This is a genomic window from Chryseobacterium sp. JV558, assembly GCF_033712365.1.
GTDB lineage: Bacteria > Bacteroidota > Bacteroidia > Flavobacteriales > Weeksellaceae > Chryseobacterium.
The window spans coordinates 653,392-678,701 of sequence record NZ_WJHU01000001.1; the positions used below are offsets into that span (position 1 = coordinate 653,392).

At 36.0% G+C, this 25,310-nt stretch carries 23 protein-coding genes; 7 read left to right on the forward strand and 16 right to left on the reverse strand.

Translation table 11 applies throughout. The features are described from left to right. Positions 1-19 precede the first annotated feature (19 nt). From GFU89_RS03055 to GFU89_RS03090, 8 genes are all read right to left on the reverse strand, one after another. The gene (locus GFU89_RS03055; RefSeq protein WP_318845736.1) at positions 20-616 is read right to left on the reverse strand and encodes a hypothetical protein; all 597 of its coding nucleotides are present in this window, start codon (positions 614-616) and stop codon (positions 20-22) included. 2 nt (positions 617-618) lie between these two features. After that, positions 619-1,404, reverse strand: a complete 786-nt coding sequence (locus GFU89_RS03060) for a hypothetical protein (RefSeq protein ID WP_318845737.1) — start codon at positions 1,402-1,404, stop codon at positions 619-621. Between the two features lie 259 nt (positions 1,405-1,663). Then, positions 1,664-1,978, reverse strand: coding sequence for a hypothetical protein (locus GFU89_RS03065; protein ID WP_318845738.1), 315 nt, complete (start codon positions 1,976-1,978; stop codon positions 1,664-1,666). 142 nt (positions 1,979-2,120) lie between these two features. Then, positions 2,121-2,636 carry a hypothetical protein gene (locus GFU89_RS03070; RefSeq protein WP_318845739.1) on the reverse strand — a complete coding sequence of 172 codons (516 nt, stop codon included), beginning with the start codon at positions 2,634-2,636 and terminating at the stop codon, positions 2,121-2,123. Between the two features lie 9 nt (positions 2,637-2,645). Beyond that, a complete protein-coding gene (locus GFU89_RS03075) occupies positions 2,646-6,308 on the reverse strand; it encodes a DUF6443 domain-containing protein (protein WP_318845740.1) in 3,663 nt (1,220 codons plus the stop codon). 6 nt (positions 6,309-6,314) lie between these two features. Further along, positions 6,315-9,110 (reverse strand): hypothetical protein, encoded by a 2,796-nt coding sequence (locus GFU89_RS03080; RefSeq protein WP_318845741.1) that lies wholly within the window; start codon positions 9,108-9,110, stop codon positions 6,315-6,317. 10 nt (positions 9,111-9,120) lie between these two features. Then, positions 9,121-10,758 (reverse strand): T9SS type A sorting domain-containing protein, encoded by a 1,638-nt coding sequence (locus GFU89_RS03085; protein ID WP_318845742.1) that lies wholly within the window; start codon positions 10,756-10,758, stop codon positions 9,121-9,123. A gap of 482 nt (positions 10,759-11,240) precedes the next feature. Further along, complete coding sequence (locus GFU89_RS03090) at positions 11,241-11,957, reverse strand: aspartate/glutamate racemase family protein (RefSeq protein ID WP_318845743.1); 717 nt, start codon at positions 11,955-11,957, stop codon at positions 11,241-11,243. A gap of 85 nt (positions 11,958-12,042) precedes the next feature. On the opposite strand from GFU89_RS03090, the gene GFU89_RS03095 reads away from it, so the two are divergent. Next, positions 12,043-13,461: a PLP-dependent aminotransferase family protein gene (locus GFU89_RS03095; protein WP_318845744.1), complete on the forward strand. Its 1,419-nt coding sequence runs from the start codon at positions 12,043-12,045 to the stop codon at positions 13,459-13,461. 109 nt (positions 13,462-13,570) lie between these two features. On the opposite strand, the gene GFU89_RS03100 is transcribed toward GFU89_RS03095, so the two are convergent. The 3 genes from GFU89_RS03100 to GFU89_RS03110 form a co-directional block, all read right to left on the reverse strand. Continuing rightward, positions 13,571-14,968 (reverse strand): alkaline phosphatase, encoded by a 1,398-nt coding sequence (locus GFU89_RS03100; protein ID WP_318845745.1) that lies wholly within the window; start codon positions 14,966-14,968, stop codon positions 13,571-13,573. A 77-nt stretch (positions 14,969-15,045) separates the two neighbouring features. After that, a complete protein-coding gene (locus GFU89_RS03105) occupies positions 15,046-16,248 on the reverse strand; it encodes a GTP-binding protein (RefSeq protein ID WP_318845746.1) in 1,203 nt (400 codons plus the stop codon). Between the two features lie 5 nt (positions 16,249-16,253). Next, on the reverse strand, positions 16,254-16,592 hold the full coding sequence (locus tag GFU89_RS03110) for a MerC domain-containing protein (RefSeq protein WP_318845747.1): 339 nt from the start codon (positions 16,590-16,592) through the stop codon (positions 16,254-16,256). An 86-nt stretch (positions 16,593-16,678) separates the two neighbouring features. Here GFU89_RS03110 and GFU89_RS03115 point away from each other — a divergent pair, with 86 nt between their 5' ends. Next, entirely contained in the window at positions 16,679-17,068 is a 390-nt protein-coding gene (locus GFU89_RS03115; RefSeq protein WP_223600682.1) for a Fur family transcriptional regulator, read from the forward strand. Between the two features lie 71 nt (positions 17,069-17,139). On the opposite strand, the gene GFU89_RS03120 is transcribed toward GFU89_RS03115, so the two are convergent. The 3 genes from GFU89_RS03120 to GFU89_RS03130 all read right to left on the reverse strand — a co-directional run bounded on the left by GFU89_RS03120 (position 17,140) and on the right by GFU89_RS03130 (position 19,316). Further along, positions 17,140-17,625: a hypothetical protein gene (locus GFU89_RS03120; protein WP_318845748.1), complete on the reverse strand. Its 486-nt coding sequence runs from the start codon at positions 17,623-17,625 to the stop codon at positions 17,140-17,142. Positions 17,626-17,722: 97 nt separating this feature from the next. Further along, positions 17,723-18,067 (reverse strand): hypothetical protein, encoded by a 345-nt coding sequence (locus GFU89_RS03125; protein WP_318845749.1) that lies wholly within the window; start codon positions 18,065-18,067, stop codon positions 17,723-17,725. 40 nt (positions 18,068-18,107) lie between these two features. Beyond that, entirely contained in the window at positions 18,108-19,316 is a 1,209-nt protein-coding gene (locus tag GFU89_RS03130; protein ID WP_318845750.1) for a hypothetical protein, read from the reverse strand. A gap of 214 nt (positions 19,317-19,530) precedes the next feature. Here GFU89_RS03130 and GFU89_RS03135 point away from each other — a divergent pair, with 214 nt between their 5' ends. Next, positions 19,531-20,022 carry a hypothetical protein gene (locus GFU89_RS03135; protein WP_318845751.1) on the forward strand — a complete coding sequence of 164 codons (492 nt, stop codon included), beginning with the start codon at positions 19,531-19,533 and terminating at the stop codon, positions 20,020-20,022. 81 nt (positions 20,023-20,103) lie between these two features. On the opposite strand, the gene GFU89_RS03140 is transcribed toward GFU89_RS03135, so the two are convergent. Both GFU89_RS03140 and GFU89_RS03145 read right to left on the reverse strand, forming a co-directional pair. Next, a complete protein-coding gene (locus tag GFU89_RS03140; protein ID WP_318845752.1) occupies positions 20,104-20,565 on the reverse strand; it encodes an NUDIX hydrolase in 462 nt (153 codons plus the stop codon). Positions 20,566-20,654: 89 nt separating this feature from the next. Beyond that, positions 20,655-21,509, reverse strand: coding sequence for an AraC family transcriptional regulator (locus tag GFU89_RS03145; protein ID WP_318845753.1), 855 nt, complete (start codon positions 21,507-21,509; stop codon positions 20,655-20,657). A gap of 91 nt (positions 21,510-21,600) precedes the next feature. Here GFU89_RS03145 and GFU89_RS03150 point away from each other — a divergent pair, with 91 nt between their 5' ends. The 4 genes from GFU89_RS03150 (at position 21,601) to GFU89_RS03165 (ending at position 25,248) form a co-directional block, all read left to right on the forward strand. Further along, complete coding sequence (locus GFU89_RS03150; RefSeq protein ID WP_318845754.1) at positions 21,601-22,581, forward strand: polysaccharide deacetylase family protein; 981 nt, start codon at positions 21,601-21,603, stop codon at positions 22,579-22,581. 58 nt (positions 22,582-22,639) lie between these two features. Next, positions 22,640-23,029 carry a DoxX family protein gene (locus GFU89_RS03155; protein WP_318845755.1) on the forward strand — a complete coding sequence of 130 codons (390 nt, stop codon included), beginning with the start codon at positions 22,640-22,642 and terminating at the stop codon, positions 23,027-23,029. A 238-nt stretch (positions 23,030-23,267) separates the two neighbouring features. Further along, positions 23,268-24,212, forward strand: a complete 945-nt coding sequence (locus tag GFU89_RS03160) for an NAD-dependent epimerase/dehydratase family protein (protein WP_318845756.1) — start codon at positions 23,268-23,270, stop codon at positions 24,210-24,212. A gap of 127 nt (positions 24,213-24,339) precedes the next feature. Further along, a complete protein-coding gene (locus GFU89_RS03165; RefSeq protein WP_318845757.1) occupies positions 24,340-25,248 on the forward strand; it encodes a helix-turn-helix transcriptional regulator in 909 nt (302 codons plus the stop codon). Positions 25,249-25,310: the final 62 nt, after the last annotated feature.

Consider the following 25,310-nt stretch of genomic DNA (forward strand, 5'->3'; position numbering starts at 1 on the left):
ATTATTACTAATCAAGAAATTACCACACTACATATTTAGTTTTTTTATAATTCCACTTAGTTTTAATAGAATTACTCTTTATAAAATCATTGCTAGAAATAATTCTCTCCTTATCATTATCAGTAGAATTAAATTTGAAAGTGGCAAGATAAATCGTAATAATATAATCTTGATTGTTTATAATTTCAAAATTATTGTATTTACCATTTTCAATGTTAAATTGGAAAGGATTAAACTTTATTGGAATTGATAGCTTTTCTTTTGGTTTAATTTTTAATATTTCATTCTTACTTTTTGTATATATAAGTTTATTTCCATTATTGACACGATCAATCTGTGTTTCATCTAATTCTAACATGCTACTTTTATAATTTATAGACTTATTCTTATGTTTTATTTCTATTAAAGGTCTAAAACTATTTATATCATTATTTTTATTACTAAAAGGCCTGAAACTGATTGTGTCTATTGGTAATGAATATATTAAATTCGACGGATTAAAAATTTCCAGAACAATTAATTTACTATTATTTCCAGCATCTGCTGATTTAATATTTAGTAATAATTGAGATTTTACATTTATTATTGTTAAAATTGATATTAAAAGATATTTCATATTTATGGTATTTTGTATATAGAATCTAAAAAATTATATTTTTCTAAAAATAAATTATAGGCTTTTGTTCCTAATTCGCTCTTATCAGTATTAAGTTTATCAGCATACCCAAATTTAATAATATTAAGAATATTTAAGTCATTTCCACTTTTAGTTTTATACCCTAAACTAACCATCCAACTATAAGATCTATATTCATTATATAAAAGGATAGCACTAGTTCCTATGGTTCCATTTCCAAAATATTCTCTTAATGAACGATTTACAAAATATGAATCGTATAGGTGAAGCATTTCATGCCCTAAAGTAAATGATAAATGTAAAATATTATCAATTTTATCCATATTAAGAGCGACTATATTTGTACTACTTAAGAGTTGTCCAGGTGCATCGGTCCCTCCTTCTTGAAATTCTATTGGTGTTTCTTTTGTAAAATATTTATATATATTCGCTAATGCAGGGACCTTTTTAAGGAGAGCATCCTTCTGGTTATACATTGCCTTTATTTTTTCTGGTGTTGTAAAGCCAGCATCAATTAACTGTTGCCTTAAATTCAGTACAGACTTAAGTTGCATTAAAGACTCCAAACTACCTAATGTAATTCCTGCATTTTTCATAATGCCACCAATCGTAGTGCTATTTTCACCACCCCCATCTCCATATTTTACACCAAGATAATTGGTAGCACCTTGGGGTTTATATGATGATCCAAGAAATCCAGAGGTCTGTCCTGTAGTATCTGTAATATGTCCTGAATCATCCATCCATCTGCCATCAGGATCTGTCATTAAAACAGGATTATTGGCTACATAAGCATAGGTACTGGTAGACAGGTAGCTTTCTGCCAGTTGATCTATACCGTTCTATTTTCCTATATCTGGCATATAGTTTCTCCAGCCGTAGCTGTACATGCCGGTTTCCCGAAGTTCTTTGCGTTGTAATTTAAAATTAGAGTATTGAAAATCAATACTCTAATCTATTACTAGTGTTTTTAGAACATCATCAGAATTTATCATGGAATTTCTAAAATGATATTATAATGTTCTGCTATTTTTTTGTATTAGTAGCAAATGAAGAATCGCCAATTATTTTAAAACTTAGCTCTTCTTTTAAACTACCATCAGTATTATAAGTACTATGCTGACCAAATTTTAGTAAGCTTTTAGCAATTTTTTTGGGATCAATATTTTTAGTATATCTATATGGTCCCTTATATGCATATTTTCCATTATCATAAGTAAGTATTTGAGTTCCGTAGAAATATTTACCCCTAGAGCTATCTATTACTGTATAATGATTATCAAAATCATAGAAATATATGGTGTCGATAAATTGATCTTGCTTGAAATTTAATTTCATCATTAATTTTCCATCTTTGGAATAATCATAAATAGTTGTAATGTCACCCTTAGTTTTGTAAATATATTTTAACTTATTTTCAGGACCAAAAACTTTCTTGAGTTTAGTCAGGAAAGTTTTTACTTTATATAAACGTCCACATTTTTTATTTAGAGCAATAAATGGAGCTAGATTTAGGTATTTTTTTACCTTTATCTGTATAAATATTTTTTACGGATTGTTTAGCACCTTTATCACCCATTTCATATGATTTTAGTAAAGAATAAGTTTCATATTGACTAGCATATAGTTCATGCTGTTCTGAGGCTAAAATACTTGATATATCCCAGTAGGCTTCTTTATAATTATTCTTTTCTGCCATGAGTATCGCATAATATAAAAATTCTTTATATCGTCCGTTAATGATATAATGTTTAGAAGCTGATTTATATGCGAGGGTATCTCCTTCATATATTGCCTTCTTTAAATTTTCATACAGTTGTTTATCATTAAAATCAAACTTATTGTCTTTGTATTGTGTGTACTCTTCTGTATTAGTGTCTTCTTTCTCAAGAATGTTTTCTAATTTAAGTTTTTGCTTATCCTTTAAGTCATTTTTTTTATCTGCTTCCTTATTACATGCTAGGAATAAAAAAAATGATAAAAATATTATATTTTTCATATTTTATTATTATTTAAATGCTGGATAATGTTTAAGAAATTCTTTGTATTGATATGCTGCAATGGCCTTACCGCCATAATACACTTTAATAATTCCATTCCCATCTCCAGAGTTTTGTTTAAGATTACTATTTTTTATACCACTTACACTTGCATCATAAGTGACAAAGCCATTAAATGCAAAAACGGTAAGTTTAGGGTGTGCTTGAGATATTTGTTTTCCCATAGGAACCAATCTTCCATTGTTCTCTGTTCCCGATAAACAAGCATATATGATTAAAATAGGATCTTTCATATTATCTACATTATTCCAGTTTTTATTTTTTGAACTCATTACGGAATCAAAGGTTTTAGCATCTCTTATTCTTTCCTCACCATTAAATAATGTTTCAAAATTACCATGTCCATAGGCTCTAAAGATTCCATCTCCTTTAGTACTTTTAAACAGCTCATACATTTGTTTATATACTTGATGAAAAACAGCCTCATCTCCTTTCCCAAAGAAACTAACAGGCTCTTCAGGGTTGAAGTCATTTAATCCAGCAAACTCCCCAAAATTAGTTTCTTTAAAATATTCTGTTTCAGGCTCAGCAAGATAAGCCATAATATCTCTATAAGTTTGTGTTTCTCCAAAAGTATCTCCACCAGCCCCATCTCCATATTTTACACCAAGATAATTGGTAGCATCTTGGGGTTTATATGATGACCCAAGAAATCCAGAAGTCTGTCCTGTTGTATCGGTAATATGTCCTGTATCATCCATCCATCTGCCATCAGGATCTGTCATTAAAATAGGGTTATTAGCTACATATGCATATGTACTGGTAGAAAGGTAGCTTTCTGCCAACTGATCTATCCCGTTCCATCTTCCTATATCCGGCATATAGTCTCTCCAGCCATAGCTGTACATGCCTGTTTCTTGCAGTTCTTTGCCGTTGTATTTGTTATCTTTATAACTTCCCCGCCCAAAGAATGCATTTCCTGTTTTCAGGTGATTCATCCCAAAAGGATAGTAATCATTAGAATCTGTAATTTCAAGAGCTCCTGTGCTGTTTCTTCCATAAGAAACCCTTACATTCCCCAAATGATCTTTGTATTGGTAAATATACTGATCTTTCTGATAATCATAAAATCCTTCTGCAGTGGGTAAATACTGCAAATCCGGAGTTTTCAGACTGGCTGTACAGCCTTCTCCTACAGGCTGTACAGTAGGGTCTGTAATCATCCCAAAGGCTTCCGGCTGCATGGCTCTGGCAGACATTGAAGAAAGCATCAACGTTTCCGAACCACCACCTGAACCGGAATTTTCTGTTCTTAGATATTGAAAACCGTCTAAATAGTCCGTAAACCTTTTTGTCGTTGTAGAGCCGTTAAATCCGGTAATCGTTGTTATATTTTCCTTAGACAACTTTATTCCATCTGCTCTGTATTTCGTATTAATGGTAACATCTTCGTTTCCGGATTTATTTACATTCAGATAATTGGGCAGGTTCAGGAAGTTGTATTTAATGGAGCTGATTCCTTTATCCTGCATGGTCAGCATATTCCCGTTCAGGTCATACGTGATGGTATTTCCTCCGCCTTCATAGCCTGTCGGGTTTTGGGAAATATCATTGATGTTTGTCGCCTGATTTCCTGTATAGACATAGTCCAGGTTATCAATTACGGTTGCCGTATTGCTTCCATACTCCGCTACGGAAGTTCTGTACAGACTGCTGATATTTCCGTTGAGATCATATGATAATGATTCCGTATTTTCTTTACTGTACGGGTTGCCCGGGTTTTGATAATAACCCGCGGTAATCCTGTTCATTGAATCATAAGCATAGCCGTATCTTTTTGGGGTAAGCGAAGGATTTACCCCTACTGTTTCTACCGCTCTCCAATCTACTTCTGTAATGTTTCCATTATATTTCGGGGCTACATTCTTTCCTGAAAATTGTGCAGGATCAGGATTATCGATCCCATTTTTTTTGTTATACTTAATGGCATAGGAAAAAAGTTTTCCTCCCAGATCTGCCAGTGCCATCTGGCTCTTATTGATATCAGACAGCCAGCCACGAATATTGTAGGTATAATCTATACTCTGAAGATTATTCCCTACTTTTTTGCTCGTTATTTGAGAAAGCTCATTATAGGTATTTTCTGATAATAATTCTTCAGGTTTGTCATCTACCTGATGGTAATGCTGTAAAAGCCTGTTTCCTGAATCATAGACATAACGCTGTTTAATGATTACTCCCTGTTCACCCGGTTTTCTTACATGATACACATTGCTTTTTTGAGGAACACCTACAAAATCAAGTTCAGATTCTGTTTTGGAGTATCCTCCTAAATGATTAATAGAATGCGTTCCGATTACTCTTCCTTTGTTATCATAGTAGACATAACTTTTCGTCCAGTTATCATCTTCAATATTCTTTACAAGGCTCATTACAGGAAGACTTTTCGTGCTTACTGCATTAGCTGCTGAATTGTCAGATAGCGGCACCTTTCCCATAATGGAAGAAGGAAAAGCCGGATTGAAGCTGTATGAAGGATAAGTGTCATAATAGTTAACACTTAACAATACATTAAGACCGGTAGGAGTAGATACTTTAGTATAATATACAGGCAGGCCATTTAAGACAAATCCTGTTGTAGCAGTTCTGGTTTCATATAAATTAGTATTGATATTGGCACTGTTTTGCATGGATGCCCTGCCGGCAGGATTATTGGTGATTCCAGTGTAAATGATTCTTCCAAACTGATCATATTTGGTAAAAAGCCATTGTCCTTTTCCTTTCAGGATGGTATCCTGAGACAAGATAAGTTGATCTGCCTTATTATATACCATATATTCCCAGGATTTTCCCGGGATTTTCTTTTCTACCAGCCTGTTCCAGCCATCATACCGGTACTGGTAGCAAAGATTATTCAATACAGTGGGGGTTAACGTAGAAGCAGAAGCTAATGGAGGAAGTGTATAAACCAGTCCGCCATATTCGTTGTATATATAATACGTGTCTGCATTCTGGGTTCCGTCTTTTTTTCTTGTTAAGATGGTCTGTCCTTTCTTATTTTTGAATTGGGTCGTTATATTACCATCTTCATCCGTAACGGCAGATTTGTATAAAGTGTTCTCCGGATAAGTTCCTGAAAGATTTGGTGCTCCATTAGTTCGTCCCTCTACCCAATTTGTTACCACGGTATATTTTTTCACGGCATCTGCTGAGGTGTTGGCAGCATACGAAAACTGTACGGGATGTCCTGTCCAGTCGTTACCCACTTGTCTTTGTTCCTGTGGTCTTCCCAGAGGAGAAGATTCCAATATTTTTTCGGCATAGATTTTTTCATTTCCGTATAGGGTAGACGCATTGGAAAGCGGGTTGGCGTATAAAGCTCCGTTTTGTGTCCCTGATTGTGGCACAGGCAGATAGCTTTTTACCTGTCTTCCATAGGCATCATATTCTACGGGAATGGCAATGTCTTTTCCGGAGGGAGTTGCTTTTACCGCTATATTTTGCTTTGCTCTTCCAAGTCCGTCAAAATATTGTACGGATTCTGTTTTTTTGGAGCAATCTTCTGTCAGACAGTTTTTTTCATATACATAGTTCTCTGTCGAACTAAGGTTAGTCTGTGCATAGGTGAAACCAACCACAAACAAATTGAGTAGTAGTAGTATTTTTTTCATTGTGCTTTAGTTTTTGTAGTTGTATTGATATTCTTTCAGGGTTACTCCGTTCATATCTACAATTTTTTGTAACCTGTTATTAGCATCGTACTTATAAATTACTCTGATACCATTGGGCGGAGTTGTTGTAGTCATTCCTATGAGAGGATCATAGGTTATTGTTGTGATCTGAAAGTCCTTCAATGCAGCTGTTTTTCTGAAATTATCCAGTGCAGTAAGTAGTGCCGATTCATTAGCCGGGTTTTGGGCATCTGCAATGGAAGCATCTACAATAGTCTGAATATAAGGTGATACTTGTGCATAGGTTGCTCCTTCTATCTTAGCAATAGGCTGTGTTTTGTCATAGCCATATACAATAGCCGTGGGAATTCCTACGGAAGATGTAAACTGCAGAAGATTTCCTTTTTCATCATAGAGATCAAATTTCATAGTCGTTTTTGTAGTTCCATCACTAATATTGGTAGTTACTACAGAAGTTGGGAGTGTACTGCCTGCATTATCATATTTTGTCTCTGCTTTGGAAGCGGTTTTTCCATCATTTTTTTCTTCCGCTATAACAGGAGCATCTAAAATATAAGCATTGGACAGGTTGGCATATCCGGTTTCAGGATAGGTATAAAGTTGCTCTACTGTGTTTCCATCCACCACTTTTTTGGTAGATATTACACCAAAATTGAACGCATTGAAATTGGTTTCCGATTTCTCTTCTATACTTTGCCCGTTATCAAAATAGCTGGTGGAGGTAACCGATGATTTTGTCAGCCATCCTGGCTTGGAAGTTAAAGAGTTATTGCTCCAAAGTTGATAATCATTTAATCCGAAGATTTCTTCAAAAGTGTAATTATTCTGCTCAGAAACCAGAAGTTTGTTTTGTGCATTATACACTTCTTTTTTATCCAGTAATCCACCGCTGGTTAAAGAATAATAAGGCCAGGAATCTGCCGTCTTAGGATAATCGTCCGGGTTTTTGTAATAATACTTCACATAGCCGTTGCTATTATCAGCCTCTGTTATTTTAACATTTTTATATAATGGATAGCTGTCAGCATTGGCATCTAATTCCGGAGAGAATAAAACGCCTGATGAAGTCTGGCTGTCTGAAAAACTGTTATACTCAAATTTTGTAGATTTTACGGGAATTGTTTCCGCTTTGCTGTTATAATAATTAATACTGGCGATTCTTATTCCTTTTCCTGTTACCCTGTTAGGAAAAGGCTGAGTAACATGTTCCATTCCGAATAAATTGGCCAAACCTCTTCCTCCGGATCCTGTAACCCCTAAGACGTAATTTCCGGGTGGCAGATCATATTCTCTTACTGAGTAATACTGGTAAGAATAGCACTGGCTTCCCCCTACTGCCATTCCGCTACTGTTATAAATTGTATAATCTACTTTGGGAGGAGTATTGGTATCCCAATAAGGCGGGACAGGATAGAATTGATCAACACCAAAGATAATAAACACTTTTTTGGTTGGTGTTGTTCCTGAAACCGTAAAGGGGTAATTGGGTATTGGTTTAGTGGTATTATACAATATATCCTTAAACGGGCTCAAATATTGTAATTCCGGATCTATAAAGCTATTTCCGCTCAAAATAGAATTTACATAGCTTTGCTCATTTTGATCCTTATAATATTGATTCGGCTCAAAATTATATTCTACCACTCCTTTGGCCGGGCTTATTATTCTCTTTAAAACTCCATAAACTGCTTTAGGTAACGTGGGCAAAGTAGATTGGTCGCATAAATCATGGGGGTTCATTCCCGGAGATTGTGGAGCTGCAGACGCACCATATTCAAATTCTGTTGTTTCAGAAACAGATTCATTCTTATCCAGCTTTTTAAGTTTCATTAAAGTTCTTAAAGGACTTCCTGTATATTCAAAGCCGTAGCCGGAAATTATATGGTTATAATTGTCTTTTAAACTTATTTTCTGAAGCTGATACGGATCATTCATACTACCCTCCAAAAAAGAGTCATATAAATAGTCAAATTCAATTTTTCCGAAACCGGGGGAGGTAATTGTTTTTAACTTACAGGTTTCATAGACCAGTGTGGTGGAATTATCCTTGTATTTTATATTTTTCTGATATGTAAAGTTAGCAAGCTCCACATTATTGGCATCTTTAATCTGGGATAAAAAGAAGGCAGATCTATACACCTTTCCTCCTTGTGAATAAAAATTTCTTTCCTGATTACTTCTGCTGTAATCATTGAAAAAATATTTTGTACCATTTGTATCGGTTATGGTAAAGGAATCAAGGATGAGGGTTGCGGTATTACTGGTGCGGGTATACTCTATCTTAATCTTATTGGAAGAAAGATTGACCAGTTCAAAAGTATTAGTGGTAAGATTCCTCTTAAATTTGAATTTTCCGGAAACGCCCGGAAGATTGTAATAATAAATGTCATTAAAATTATTTTTAACATAATTACCATTAGAAGGATCATCATACATCTCATCAATATCAAGTTCTATACTTCTTGAGATAACACCTCCGGTAAAAACGGTCCATCCTGTACCTGTTTGGCTGGCAGGTTCACTTTGTGAGACATTCATAGGGTTGTAAGACATTCCTACATTTAAGCTCATCCCATTGTTGGAAGTTGGTAATCCCAACAATGGGAAAGAAATATCCGGAAGACCTGTTGCATTGGATACAGGAGTATTGGCATAGGTGGCAAGGGAAGAAACAGAGGGTACAGGTCTGGAAGAATCTCCGAAATTAACCTGCTGTTGCTGGGCATAAAATTGCCCCATACCGGCAACAAGGATTACCAGTGAAATTATGGTTTTTTTCATTATCTTGTGTTTATTTCTTGATTAATTTGGCATTCGCCGTTTTATTGTTGTCAGTTTTTATCGTTACCAGATATGCTCCCTGCACCAAAGCCTGGGTATTAATCTTAGTCACATTGTTCTTTGTTTTTATACTTTGAAGCTGTCTTCCGCTCATATCATACAACAGGATATCTGCTTCTTTGAAGTCCAAGCCTATTTCTACATAAGCATAATCTGAGACAGGATTTGGATAAATCTTGATGTCGTATTTTTCGATTAACTGATCAACCTCTTTGTCACCCAGCTTTATGATCTTCCAGTTCTCTTTACCCAGTTCTTCTGCACTGGTTCCGGCAAGAATAATTGAACCGTCTCTGTTCAGCTTTAAATCAGAAAGTCTTTCTTCTTTTTGTCTGGATTCTCCTTTTACATGCTTTCTCCACTGCTCATTGCCATTTTGATCCAAGTAGAGCATCCAGAAGGTTTCATCATCGGTTTGTATTCTTCCTTCAGCTTGGGTATAACCTCCTAATAAAATTCCTTTTGTAAAGTCTTGATTCTTGGCTCTTGAATCCTGGCTCTGAATTACACTCATCCCCATCAAAATATCTCTGTTTTTAAAATTGTAGGATTTCTGCCATTGTTCCTCTCCTCTTTCATTTAAAGAAATCAGCCAGAGGTCTGTTCCTTCTTCAATTCCAACCGTTTTGTTTCCTGATCTTTCTGATCTGGATTCTCCACCAATGATAAAGCCATTTGAAGTTAATGCCAGAGTTCTGATATGATCATCTCCTTTCCCTCCAAAGTTCTTCTCCCATTCTACTTTTCCATTTTTGTCCAACTTGACAATCCAATAGTCACCTTCACCGAAATTGTCGCTTTGCTTTGAGGTTGCAGATAACAGGTTATTGGTTGCAGATTTGTCGGTCGAAGTATTAGTGTTGATCGTTGATTGCTGATTATTTGTTTTAACAGCTCCGCTTCTGGAATAAATTCCCAGTAAGGCTCCGCCATCTTTTGTTGGAATCATCTTCTCCACTTCGTCTAAACCTTTTCCGCCTAAAATTAATTGGGAGAGTTCTTTTCCTTCTTTATCAAGTCTTGTGAGCGAAACATCTTTTGAACCATATCCTTTTGAAGAATTCTGTACGTTACCAGCAACAAAGAACCCTAAATCTGTGGTTTGAATAACAGCTCTTGCTTCTTCATCGGAAGAACTTCCTAAAGTTTTCTGCCATAATTCATCACCAAATTCATTGATCCTGATCAGCCAGATATCTGAACCTCCTTTTGAATCTTCTTTTTTATCCAGACCTTTTCCTGAGTAAGAGGTTCCGGCCAATAGAAATCCGCCATCTTGTGTTGTAACTGTGGCTGATAAATAATCATGATTTGTTCCTGAGAAGTATTTCTCCCAGACTTCATTTCCTTGTTGATTGAGTTTTACAAGATGGAAATCATACCCATTGTTCTGCTTACTGCCTGAAGCCTGCTGCTTATCGCTTTGAATAGAGCTTCCCGTAATAAGATACTGCTGATCGATTGTAGTAGTAACTTGGCTAAGAAAATCCTGGGTAGAGGATTTGATGTCTTTCTGCCATACCACTTCCTGGGCAGAGATACCCAAGACCGTGCATAAAGTGAATGCACCGATATAGAATTTTTTCATTCCCGTGTTGTTGTTTTCTGAGTTAGTAATTAGTTTATTGAAAACTTGCGCGAATTTAACATTTTTTAAGACACAAAAATAACTTTAATGTGATATGCTGTAAATCATACTATTTATTATTAAATCGTCTTTATTTATATTGAAATTCATTTTATTCTGATGTAAAATTATCTCCTGACAGCGGCAAAACATGTCGTATTAAAAACAAAAAATGTACTTCTCAAAAGGAAAAAATAAAAGCATGAAAGACCCAAGGCATAGTTTTGGATCTTTTTTGAGTCGGAAACATTAAAAAAAATGAGGTATTATATCCCTTCTTATTATATCGGAGACTAAAAAAAGTAATAACAGGCATTATGAAAATAAAAAGTACCACATCTAATGATAGGGTACTTATGTTTGAAACCGTTAAATAAATTGAACTACTCCATTATTGTTGGTTTCTTTTAAATTGAACTGTATTTATATTGTATTTGAGGGTTTTATGAATTAACTGTGATATTTTGCTTTGAAACGGCAAATGCAACAGCAGCATCTACATGAATCTGGATGGTATCAAATACCGGAACAGCAACATCTTCCTGCTTGATCAGCAGTGGAATTTCTGTACAGCCTAAAATAATTCCCTCTGCCCCACGGTCTATAAGCTCCTGAATTATTTTCAGATAATTTTTTTTAGTTTCAGGATTAATAATTCCTCTGCTCAATTCATTTCTTAAAATATCCTCAATATAATCTCTGTCTTCACTTTTCTCTGGAATAAGAGGGTCCAGACCGCCTTCTATGAGCTTATTTTTATAAAAATCAAGTTCCATCGTATAGCTTGTTCCCAATAAACCGATTTTTTTTAATCCTTTCTGTTTAACAGCATTGGCTGTAGCAGTTGTAATATGAATGAGCGGCAACCCTATTCGTTCTTCAATCTTGTCAGCAACAATATGGGCTGTGTTGGCGCAAAGTACAATAGCTTCTGCTCCTGATTTTTTTAAATTTTCGGCAGCATTGTACAGAAGTTCAAAGGTAGCATCCCAGTCATACTCTGCATTAAATTGCTGAAAATGGTTAAAGTTGACGGAATAAATAATACATTCTGCAAAATTCAATCCACCTAACTGCCGATTGATTCCTTCATTTAAAAGACGGTAGTAGTCTAAAGTAGAAGCCCAGCTGATGCCTCCTACCAATCCTAATTTTTTCATGTTCTTCTTATTTTTTTGTTCAGTAAAAGTAGATATCTTTGTCGTATTGTAACAGATACAAAAAATGAATATATTAATATAACAGATGAGGGATTTTCAATACATAGCATTGGCGGATAAGTTTGAACTTTCCATTAATAACGGAACATATCCTGTTGGAGCTAAACTTCCTTCATTGCGCAGTATCCGGCAACAGTTTAATATAAGTGTTGGTACTATTTTGAAAGCTTTCACTCTATTGGAAGATAAGGGTTTGGTGGCAGGAAAAGAAAGGTCAGGATTTGTGGTGCTCCGTACCTCAGTTTCTTTGGTAAGTCTGCCAAAGCAGGCTGAAAACAATACGCTTGCTCAAAAAATAGCGATCGGAAAAGTGTTGCAGGAAGTTTCATTTCCAGATTCGGAAAACAAATTATATGTTTCATTTTTTAACGCTGTTTTACATCCGGATTATCTGCCTTTTAATGCTTTGCGGAGAAGTTTACAGCAGGCTTCCAGAGATTTAACAGGCCAGCATTTACAGTATGAACCTGCTGCGGGAAATAGTGAGTTGAGAACCGAAATTGCCCGAAGATCTTTTCTTTGGCAGGATAATCTTGCGGCTGATGATGTGGTGATCACCAATGGCGCTTTGGAAGCAGTCAGTCTATGTCTGCGTGCTGTAGCAAAAACGGGTGATACCGTACTTGTACAGTCCCCCATCTACCATGGTATATTGCAGACAATAGAAAGTCTTGATCTCAACGTCATTGAATTCTCCAGCTGTCCTTTGGCCGGAATCAATATTCAGGAATTAGAAGAAATCTGCAGCAGGCAAAAAATTGCTGCATGTCTGCTAATTTCAAATTTTAATAACCCGAATGGTATTACTTTAAATGATGAGAAAAAATCAGCAATATCCGCTTTTGCGGAAAGAATGCAGGTTCCGGTCATAGAAGATGATATTTATGGAGATTTGCACTTCCAGGCACAACGTCCAACAACTATAAAAAGCTATGACGAGCATGGCTGGGTGATGCTTTGCTCGTCTTTTTCCAAATCGGCTGCACCCGGTTACAGAATCGGCTGGTGTGCTGCAGGACGGTTTTCGGAACAGGTGGGCAAATTGAAAGCGGTTACTAATGTTGCTACAGCAAGTATTGTACAGTCCTCTATGCTACAGTTGCTTAAAACAGGGGCTTATGATCGTCATTTGCGTAAGCTTCGGCCTGAACTGCATAGACTGATGCTGTTGACGATTCAGACGATAGAAAAATATTTTCCAACCGATATCCGGATGAGCCGGCCTGATGGAGGTTTGGTTTTGTGGATAGAGCTGCCTGCCCATATTGATGCATTTGAACTTCAGAAAAAAGCTATTGACCAGTTTGTAAATTTTGCTCCCGGACCGCTGTTTTCCAATAATGGAGAGTATAGAAACTATATCCGGATCAGCTGCAACAATGTTTGGAATGATAAAGTAGAAAATGCCCTGAAAAGATTAGGCGATATTATAAAAAGTATGTAAATAAATCATTACTGACAAGATCTGATAATAAATCACAAAAAAACAAGGCGGACACAATCAATCCGCCTTGCACTCTCCCAAATAATTAAATATGAAAAAATATGAATGTCTATATCAAACAGGCTTTCAGCATCAGATCATGCAGATCTGTATTTTTAATAAAAGGCTGTAGAAGTTCATTTCCGGGACCATAAGCCGCCACTTCTACATAATCTCCGGAATGATCCATGCTGATCCATCCCACAGAATTCCTGCTTTTCTGAATTTCCGAATAAAGCTTGAAAGGCAGTTTTTTATAATTATAGAGCCCTTCTTCCTCTTTCTCCAACCCGTTGTAAAAACTCAGAAGGTGTTTGGCTTCATCATTGTTCAGAATGATTTTGTTGCCTTCATAGATCCAATCTTTAATATCTTTTGCAGAATCATCTTTCTGAATTTTGTTCAGAATATATTCATTGGTGTATTTATAGTCTGAAATGCTGTTAAAGTTCTTGGTGGCATCAGTTCCGTAAATGGTTCCGGGATTGGCATTTCCATGATCTGTAGTGATAATGACTAATGTATTTCCGTCTTTTTCGGCAAAATCCATTACTGTTTTTACCGCTTCATCAAATGCCAGCTGATCGTGAATGAGCGCTGCTACATCATTGGCATGTGCTGACCAGTCTACTTTTCCGGCTTCCACCTGAAGAACAAAACCGTTGGAATGATCTTTCATCTGATCAATAGCAGTCTTTGCCATTTCAGCAAGAGTTGGTGTATTGTTGAATTCCTGAAGATGTGCTCTGTCAATGCTGTAAGGCAATGCTCCTGTACTGAATATGCCTAATAATTTCTCTCCTTTTTTGATTTCTTTCAGATCGTTTTGTGTTTTTAGAATCCTGTATCCTTTTTTGCTGTATAGGGAATAAAGATCTTTTTTGTCTTCTCTTTTTACTGGATTGAAAAATTCGTCTCCGCCTCCTAACAGTACATCCAGTTCCAGCTCGGCATACATTTCAGCGATTTGGGGTTCTGCATTTCTTTTTGAAGAATTTATACAAAATCCTGCAGGAGTGGCATGCGTAATGGTAACAGTTGTCACACAGCCTGCTTTCTTCCCTGCTTTTTTATATTGCTGCCATATGGGAAGATGTTTTTCACCATTGGCTCCTATGTTCAGGGTCCCGTTTTTAACTCTTATTCCACCTCCAAAGGCTGAACTTGCGGCAGCGGAATCTGTAACAATAGAACTTGCTGAAGCAGTATCCATCAAAGCACGGCTCACTTTTTTGTCGTGATACAGATTGAGCCAGTTACTCCCCTTTCCCAAAATATTCCGGGAATACAGGTCTGCCATGGAAAGTGTTCCGAGACTCATCCCATCACTTACCATAAAGATGATGTTCTTTGCTTTTCCTGCCTGGGGATTTTCAATCGTTTTCCCGAAGCTCCAGAGATCAGACGGTGATAAGGTCAATAATCCTGAAAGTAATGCTGAACCTTTTAGAAATTTTCTTCTGTCCATATTGTTTTGAAATAATGTGGTAAGTTATTCTATTTAGTTTATTATCGACACTAAGTTGCATTAATTAAAGGTTAATTTTAAATGTTCTTTGGAAAAGGATCTTCGAAAGGTATTTTTTGTTCAAGCAATTTTTTTTCCTGCTCATTAATAAGGCATTGCTGAAGGTCAGATACCATCTGATCTTTATCCAGGTTCTGCCCGATGAATACAAGCTCATTGATTCTGTCGCCCCAGTTTTTGTCCCACCTGCTTTCTATAAATTCCTGATTTTCTATAAATGAGGAATATTGTACCCGTTGGTTCATAGGCATACTGCCCCACCAGACTCCCGCCTTTTCAAGTCGGAAAGAGCCGCCAGCCTGAGAAAAGTTCAATGCATCACCTGGTCTTGAGGCCAGCCAGAACAGTCCTTTTGCCCGTATTGTTCCTTCAGGATAATGCTGATTCAGATATTCCCAGAGTCTTACAGGATGAAACGGTTTTTTATCTCTGAACACCATTGAGCTTATTCCATATTCTTCGGTTTCAGGAGTATGATGCTCAGATTGTAACTCTTTTTGCCAGCCCGCTGAAGATTGTGCTTTATCAAAGTCAAAAAGCTGAGTATTTAAAATCTGCTTAGGTTCAACATTTCCAAATTCGGAATGCAGGATAACCGCATCAGGGTTTAATTTTTTAATGGCTGCCTTTAAAAAACCAAGCGTTTTAGCATCTATAAGATCTGTTTTGTTTAAAATAATAACGTTCGCAAACTCAATCTGGTCGGTAAGAAGGTTAACAATTGTTCTGTAATCTCCTTCCATATCAGTGAGATCACGATCCATAAGCAATTCATTGGAGCCGAAATCTTTCATAAAATTGAAGCAATCCACCACAGTTACCATCGTATCTACATAGCTGAAGCGGGAAAGGTCTATTCCACTCTCTTCATCAATATAGGTAAAGGTCTGGGCAACCGGAATAGGCTCACCGATTCCCGTACTTTCTATCAATAAGTAATCAAACCGATTTTCGTGAGCAAGACGTTCTACTTCTACCATCAGGTCTTCGCGGAGTGTACAGCAGATACAACCGTTGCTCATTTCTACCAATCTTTCTTCTGTTCTTGAAAGGGTATTTTGATTTTCAACAAGGCGGGCGTCAATATTAACTTCACTCATATCATTCACAATGACAGCTACTTTCAAGCCTTGTTTATTGTGCAGAATATGATTCAGCAATGTGGTTTTTCCAGCTCCCAAAAAGCCGCTGAGTACCGTTACAGGAAGTTTCTTTGTCATGTATTTTAATGTTTATGATTTTTAAAATTGATGATATGGCCAGTGATTAATCCCGCAGTTCCAAGATAGATCAGAGGAACATGAATGTCAAATATCAGATCTGTGAGTACAGAAATAAAAATGAGGGAGACAGATATCCAGAATAAAATTTTCAACCATCGGTTGGTTATTTTTTTAGTAACCCTGAACACGACAACGGCACCAATGCAAAGGAAAGCTAAATCGATATAGGGATTATGGGATATGCCCAAAGGGACAATTAATAATAATGGAAAGACTATACAATGAATCAGGCATAAAACAGCAGCGGAGATTCCTACAGCATCAAGAATTTTTGACTTCATAATAGTATGGATTAATTTTCTTATTGTAACTTTGTTGCAAAAGTATAGATAAAAATTTAAATAAGGCAACATTGTTGCATTAAAATATGAAACAGGTCAGAAATACGCATGCTAAAACGGAAATTTTAAATCTTATCAATGACTCAGATATTGCTCTTACCCATTCTGATATTCAGAAAAAACTGGGAGATCTATGCAATAGAGTGACGATTTACAGGGTTTTAGAAAGGCTTGAAAATGAAGGCGCTATCCACAAGATCGTCAATATTGACGGCGTGGTGAATTTTGCGAAGTGCAGCGGAAAATGTACTCATGAACAGCATTTTCACAATCATGTGCATTTCAACTGCAAAGAATGTCATTCTGTAACGTGTATTGAAAACGCGATTCCGGAAATCAGTTTGCCGGAACATTTTATCGCACAGGAATATAATTTTATTATCAGCGGGATCTGCCCGAAATGTGCTGATGCTTAGTTAATATATAATAAACAGGCAGATTCGCTAGTCTGCAAATCTGCCTATGTTTTATCACAATGAAATCTCTGCTATAAAGAAGAGATATAGACTTCTATTTTGGTACCATCATAATTGAAAGTGCCGTCAGAATTTCTTTTACCCAATACCCATTTCATATCTACAGGTACAGACCATGCAGAACCTAATGAGAATCCGTTAACAGATCTAATTTCATTTCCTTTTCCTGTTGTAACAGCTGAATGAAAGAAAGTTTTATCAATAAGCCTGTAAAAACCAATCGCTTTTCCTGCGGGAATAGGTGTATATCCGTCCCACTTTTCTCCTAAAGGATAGTTGAATACAGTTAACCATTTTTGTCCGGCTGATTCTGCTAGCTGAGCAGGACTTATGGAGGCACCACGCATATATAAAGCATAGGCTACCACATCATGACATACTCCACTGTTGTATTTCGAAATATTCTCTGCTCCTGAGAGAATAGCATGAGCAACGGGTGCTCTTTCGGATAGGGATAGCTGAGCCTTCCTGGCTCCTTCCGGTGTAATAAATGACATATAATATTTTGTTTGGTAGGGTAAAGATACAGCTTTAAATTTAATCACTCTTGTTGGAGAATAGGACTAAATTTTTAATGGGTAAATTAACACATCATTAATCTTTTATAAATTCCAGTAAGCGTTGTCTTGTAATTACTTGATTGGCTCTATAAAAATCATCATCATCCAGTCGGGCAAATGATGCGGTGGATTGCCCAGAAAGCCAAGTAACAAATAATTCTCTGTTTTTAAAAACCATTGGAACTGAAAAATCAATCCCATCATAAAGCTCTCCGTATAAAAATTGATTTTTTTCATCCATTTTCATAGCCATTCCGCAAAAATCACGGTGCCGGTATCCAAGTAAAAATCCTTTTTGTAGTTTGTCTGCAACAAGTTCTGCTATTCTGGACCCAAATAAAGCAGTATCAGAAGCTAAGAAAATAGGATCATTGTTCATGAATACAAATATTAGAAATTGAACATATTATGTTTTATACTTAACAATAGTACATACATTCGTAGCTGAAAAGCTTCCCATCTTTAAACGTAAAAATCAGAAGTCCTGCATCACCATTCTGAATGTGATATTCGTGTGGGGAAGAAATCCAGCGTGCAGAAAGCATATCGCCAAAACGGGTCACAAAATTTCTTTCATCATAATTGGAATCCATACGTTCATTTCCTAAAACCAAAGCTTCACCATTACTGAAAGACATTTTGTAAATACTTCCGGAAACTTTTCCTTTATATTCTTCAAAAGCAATAATGATATTGGGTGTTTTATAAAAATATTGAGGATCCCAGCCGCATTCAGGTGTATTGGGGATATCTTTAACCTTTTGCATCTCCAGTTGTTTCATCTGTGCATCTGTGATTTTTCCATCAAAAAGGGCTGTTTCTTTCCATATAAAATGCAGATTCAAAGCTTTCAGTTTTTTTTCATAGGCTTTTGTTTCCGGTTTTTTCGCGAATTGATCTGCCAAGAGAAGTTCAAAATTGATATCTATCTTTGGATTTTCTATGCCGGTGTTAGATTCTTTCCAATATTGTAAGGCTTGTTTAAGGTTTTTATCCTCAATCCATGCTATTTCACGTAATCTTCCAACCTGAGCAAGTTCTTTTTCCTTGTCTTTGCCCTTCGCTGCCAGATAGTCTTTCAATACTTTTTCGTAGGTAAGTTCAGTACCTAGATATTTCATTTGAATATATTCGGGATTTTCGTGAAAATGATCACCAATGTAGATCCATCCATCCTGATATAGAGGTACATAATCTATACACACCAGTTCATTTAAAGAAGCTCTCCGGATGGCGATGCTTTCTGTGGTAGGAGCTTTTCGTACACGCAGTTCCGATACCTGTACATAAAAATGTGGACATTGGTGTCCTTGCGACCCCCGATCGAAATACTGGGCTGGTTCTCCAGTAGATTTTTTTCCACGCATACTTTTTTGTAAAGGCTGACGGTCTATAAAACCAATATCACCATTACTTACCTGTACTTTATATTGTGTCTTGGTAGAATCCAGAAGGTAAACGGGTGCCTCGGTAGAAAATATTCCCAAAAGATCTTTATTATTTCCATTTTCACGGAAGAGATGTCCCCATTCGGATGTATAAACCGGCGCCTGGCCGGGACTTTGAGCCATGGTATTGTAAAAGCAACAGTGAATGATGCTGGCTCCTAATAGTATCTTTTTCAACATATAATAATTTGTAAAAGGTGTAAATCCTCAGTTTTTACCGATGGATTGGTTATTGTCATAGACTTATTTCCTCCAAAAATACTGAAAAATGAAGGGTTGTCCTATACTTATTGTTATTCAGAATGGGTATAAATTCCATCCTATTCACCTACTTCCATTGGGTAACGTAAATAAAAATACTATTTTTATCGGCCAAAAAAAGTAAAGACTAATTATGCCGACTGATGCTTCTCATAAGCTGATTCCGATGACCACTTTCGTACTGGAATATTATTCACACGAAGGATATGCTGATCTTCAGATTTTGAATCTGATGAATAATTATGCCAATTTTTTAAAGAAGCGTTTGACTCTTGGAATGTTCGTTCCTTTAGATCGCGAAGGAAATATCCTGAAAGAGCCTAAAAATTATGATACATGGAAATCTCTTGATCATAATGACGGAAAAAGAACTGATATTGCTGGTTTTGAAGAATATGGCGAATACCAGAAAGCGGAACATAACTGTATGTTTGAAGGCTTCAAAGTAGATTATAACGGATATTCAAAAGTGCGTATCATAGCTTCTTACGACCCTTCTATAGAATTGTCTTTCAATAAAAATGATCTTCTTCCTTCAGGATTCAATGATGTAGAATCACTTACGGTATTTGATGATATCTTTTTAACTTCCAGTGCATTAAGAGCCATTGGGATAAAGCGGTAAATTATAGTTTTAAATAATATAATGAAAAACCTTTATCAACTCTGATAAAGGTTTTTTGTATGCCCTGACTTATCTAAAATGCTATTGATTTTTTACTATGTTTTCAAGCTCAATAATAAAATCTCTCTGTGCAGTATTGATCCGTTGCTGTGCTTCTTCCGAAGAAAACCATTCCCATTGATCTACTTCGGGAATTTCTATTATTTTGCCGGATTTGGGCGGCCATTCTAATGAAAAGGTGTTGCTGTAAAGATCTGAAGTATCAATATCTTCTTCCAAAGCCCATGCATACACTATTTTCCCTCCTTTTTGCTTAATGGGAGATAATTCAATAAAGTTTCCTTCAACTGTTTTCCCTGTTTCTTCTTTAAATTCCATTAATGCACGCTCCAATGGATTTTCACCTGGAAGCATCTCTCCTTTGGGAATAGACCATGCTCTCAGATCTTTATTCTTCCAGAAAAATCCGCCGGGATGAACCAGAAAGTAATACAGACTATCTTTTTCTTTTTTAAAGAGTAAAATCCCAGCACTGACTTTCATAAACTTAAAGGTTTGATTATTAAAGATATGAAAAAATAAGAGTAATGAAACGGAAAAAGTCCTTAAAAATGGTGGAATGAAACTGTAAATTACTTTACCATAGATCTCTTTTTAAACTCAGAAGGAGACATTTCTTTATACCCTTTGAAGATTTTATTGAAATGGCTGGCATCATTAAAACCCAATTTATCTGCAATCTCACTGATATTATAATGACTTTGCAGCAAAAGTTTTTCTGCAGTTTTCATTTTATGCTGCATTATATGCTGTTGTATAGAAAATCCTGTTTGCTTTTTAATATAAATGCTGATATAATTAGGAGAAAGTATAAATTCTTTAGCCAGATTTTCAATTTTCATTTTATCTGCATCCAAAGCATTAACGTTGATATAATACAAGATCCTTTCAATTCTGCTTAAGTTCTGGGTAATCCAGTTTTTAGCTGTGATATTGCTCATCGTATTCTGAATCAGAATCGTAATAATGGCAGAGAAAAGATCTGAACTTATCTCTTTGTTATAAGTATTTGTATGGCTGAATTCATACAAAAGAATTCTGGCCAGCTGCAACAGATGTTCCCTATCTGTTTTACATTGGATTACCGATTCGTATACAAAAGAATGATCTTCCATCATAAGTTGAACCAGCTTTTTCAACTCATTTTTTTTATTGGAGAGCAGATTTTCCCATATATATTGTTCTGTAAATTTTATATAAATGAACCGTGTTTTACTGGTAATAGAAAACTCATGGCCATCGCTGGGTCTTAAGAGAAATACATCTCCTTTTTGGTAAGGAAAAGTAATATTGTTGAGATGGTGAAACCCCTTTCCTTTTTCTATGATAATCAGTTCATAAAAATTATGATTGTGATACTCAACATCCCAGATTTCTTTTTCGATGCTGAAAACATTAAAAGAATTGAAATTAACGATTCGTTTCATGAAAAAATGGATTTTTACAAATTTACCATTAATTTTTACAATACATCATGATTCATTATTGGTCAATTTTGCCTTATTAAATACATTCAAAATGAAATACATAAAACAATCTGTCCTGTTGCTTGCTTCAACAATTGTTCTGATGTCTTTTTCTGATCATGACAATGATAAAAGAGGAAAAAAAGATCAATCTGAAACACATACTTCAACAAAAAAATATTGGCCTAACGGAGCTCAGTTGGTGATCTCAGTTTCCATGCAATTTGAAACCGGAGGACAGCCTGAAGGTGCTGAAAGTCCTTTCAGTGGAACTCCCCTTCCTAAAGGACAACCTGATCTGCCTGCAGAAAGCTGGTATCGTTACGGAGGAAATGAAGGAATTTACAGAATGCTGGATCTATGGAAAAAATATGACATCAAAGTAACGTCTCATGTAGTAGGAACAGCGGCAGAAAGATATCCGGAAGTGGCTAAAGCCATTGCCAACGGAGGCCATGAAATTGCTGCCCATGGCATTACCTGGGACAATCAATGGAATAAAAATTATGCTGACGAGCTGAATTTTGTAAAACAAGGTGTAGATGTTGTTGAAAAGATTACAGGTCAGAAAGCTGTAGGTTATAATGCTAATTGGCTGCGAAGAGGTCCGAATACGCTTAAAGTTTTGCAGGAACTCGGCTTTTTGTATCATATTGATGATTTAAGCCACGATGAACCTTTCATTACCAAAGTAAAAGGGAAAAATTTTGTAGTCATTCCTTATACACTGCGTAATAATGACATTGTCAATATTGAAGGGAAACACTGGAGCCCTGATCAGTTTTTGAACCAATTGAAATTTGAATTCGATCGTCTGTATGAAGAAGGAGCTTCCAAAAGAAGAATGATGAGCATTAGCTTTCACGACAGAATCGGTGGAACTCCTGCAATGATGCATGTCATGGAAGAATTTATAAAATATACCAAAGAAAAACAGGGTGTAGTCTTTATGAGAAAAGATGATATTGCCAAAATGGTGATGAATGATCCCAATACTCCCATTGATAACAGCGAAGAAAAATATAATAAGTAAGAAAACCATGGGATGAGTGTAATGAACTTTCCCTATTTAAAAAACAAAAAATATTACTATGAATACAAAAACAGCCTACTTTTTCCTTCGGGTGTCGATGGGAATCAATCTTTTAGGACATGGCTTGGTCCGCCTGGTGAAACTACAGGATTTTGCATCAGGAATGATGAAAGGTTTTGAAACAAGCTGGCTTCCGCAGCCTTTGGTACAGATTTTTGGAGTATCACTCCCCTTTTTGGAATTTATAATCGGATTGCTGCTGATAATTGGTTTTAAAACCCGTATCGCTACTATTGCCGGAGCATCGCTGATGATCTTGCTGCTTTTTGGATGCAGTACGGTTGAAAACTGGGAAGCAATGGGTATTCAGATGATTTATGCAGGGCTGTTCTACATTCTGATCAGCAGAATTGAGGATAATTATCTGGCTTTGGACAGGAAACGATAAAAGCAAAGAAAGGAGTTAAAGCTGGGAAAGTAAACGAAGCAAGGGAATAAATATATTATTCAAACATTGCTATCTTTATTTTTCCGGCTTTTTGCGTTTTCAGAGATTATGTTACAACTTCCAAGGATTAAGCTACTCTGTTTTTATAATTATGCCCGAATTTTGTATCATAAATAAAAGCAGCTGAAAATATCCTGTTTATTTTCAATGTAATGTATAACCCGCAAAATAGAAAACAATGCAAACTATATTAGGCGCCAATGGGCAGATTGGTGAAGAACTGGCAAGAGAGCTGAAAAGAAATTATACTTCAGATATCCGTATTGTCAGCAGAAATGCTAAAAAAGTAAATGATACAGATACTGTTTTCTCAGCAGATTTATCAGACAGAGAAAAAGCAATAGAAGCCGTGAAAGGAAGTGCAATCGCTTATTTTACCCTTGGCCTTCCTATGGATACGGATTTATGGGAAAAACAGTTTCTGAACATCATAAAAAATGTTATTGAAGCCTGTAAAATCAACGGAACCAAACTGGTGTTTTTTGATAATACCTATATGTATCCTCAAAATAATCAGGTGTTAACAGAACAAACCGGATTTGCTCCTGTCGGAAGAAAAGGAATGGTAAGAAAACAAATGACAGACATGCTTTTAAAAGAGATGAAAGCCGGAACCCTAGAAGCAGTCATTTGCAGAGCTCCTGAATTTTATGGTCCAGGAAAGACGCAGAGTATTACCAACAGTCTTATTTTCAATGCCATTAAAGAAGATAAGAAACTAAAGGTTCCTTTGAGAGATGATAAACTGCGCAGCCTGATCTGGACACCTGATGCCAGCCGTGCAACTGCTTTGATAGGAAATACTTCTGATGCCTATGGACAGACATGGCATTTACCGGTAGATGACCATAAGTTGAATTATAAAGAATTCATTGCTTTGGCTTCTCAGGTTTATGGGAAAGAATTAAGATATTCCGTAATTCCTAAACTGTTTTTTACAATAGGATCTTTATTCAACAAAAATGCAAAAGAATTACTGGAACTGCTTCCAAGGTATCAATATGATAATATTTTTGATGATTCAAAATTCAGAAAAAGATTCCCGGAATTTCCGGTGACCACTTACAGACAGGGAATTGAGCAAATCAAAAAAGAACAGCAATCAGCAAAATATTACGGTTAAAATAAGTAACTTAGAAACACTAATACCACAACCGAAGGGCAAAAAAATTCCCCTCCTTTGGAGGGTGGCGAAAATTCAAAGAATTTTTGACGGGGTGGTTTAAGGATAAATTCAAACAAAGAAGGAAATGAAAGCTCCGGAAAAAGTAAACTCTATCACCGCATTACACAGGTATCTGAATCTGAAAAGGCCTTCAAACCCTTTGATCAGTGTCTTTGATTTTAATGAAGTGAATATAGATCCGCAAACTATTCTGAGCGCGGTGACTACGGATTTTTATGTAGTTTCCATTAAAAAGGATTGTGCAGGAAGATGTAAATACGGGCAGCATTATTATGATTTCGAGGATGGGATTATGTATTTCATTGCTCCACATCAGGTATTGCAGTTTGAAGATATTCTGCTTTCTGAAGTAAGAGGAAACGTGCTGGTTATTCACCCTGATTTTCTGCAGGGATATCCATTGGCATCTGCTATAAAAGATTATGGCTATTTCTCTTATTCTGCCAATGAAGCACTTTATCTTTCTGAGAAAGAAGAAAAATCCGTTACGGATATCATTGATAATATCAGCAGGGAGATAGAAGCCAATATGGATGGTTTCACTCAGGATTTACTGGTGTCCAATATAGATTTATTGTTAAAATACTGTGACAGATTCTACAACCGTCAGTTTTTAACCCGAAAAAAGGTGAACCATGATCTCTTAAGTCAGCTGGAAAATCTGCTCGATGATTATTTTAAAGATGAAAAATTATTGATTAATGGCACTCCTACTGTACAGTTTGTGGCGAAGCAGATGAATATCAGTCCCAATTATTTGAGCGATATGTTAAAAGTTCATACAGGACAGACTACCCAGCAGCATATCCAGAGCAGAGTAATAGAAAAGGCAAAAGAACTGCTGTCCACCACCACACTGTCTGTTTCTGAGATTGCTTATAATTTAGGATTTGAACACCCGCAGTCTTTTCACCGTTTATTTAAAAATCAGACATCTGCTTCTCCTTTAGAATTCAGAAAACGGTTTAATTAACATTTTTTTGATGTGTTTAAAATGAAAACCAAGTATAAATATTTTATTATATTTGTTTTCAT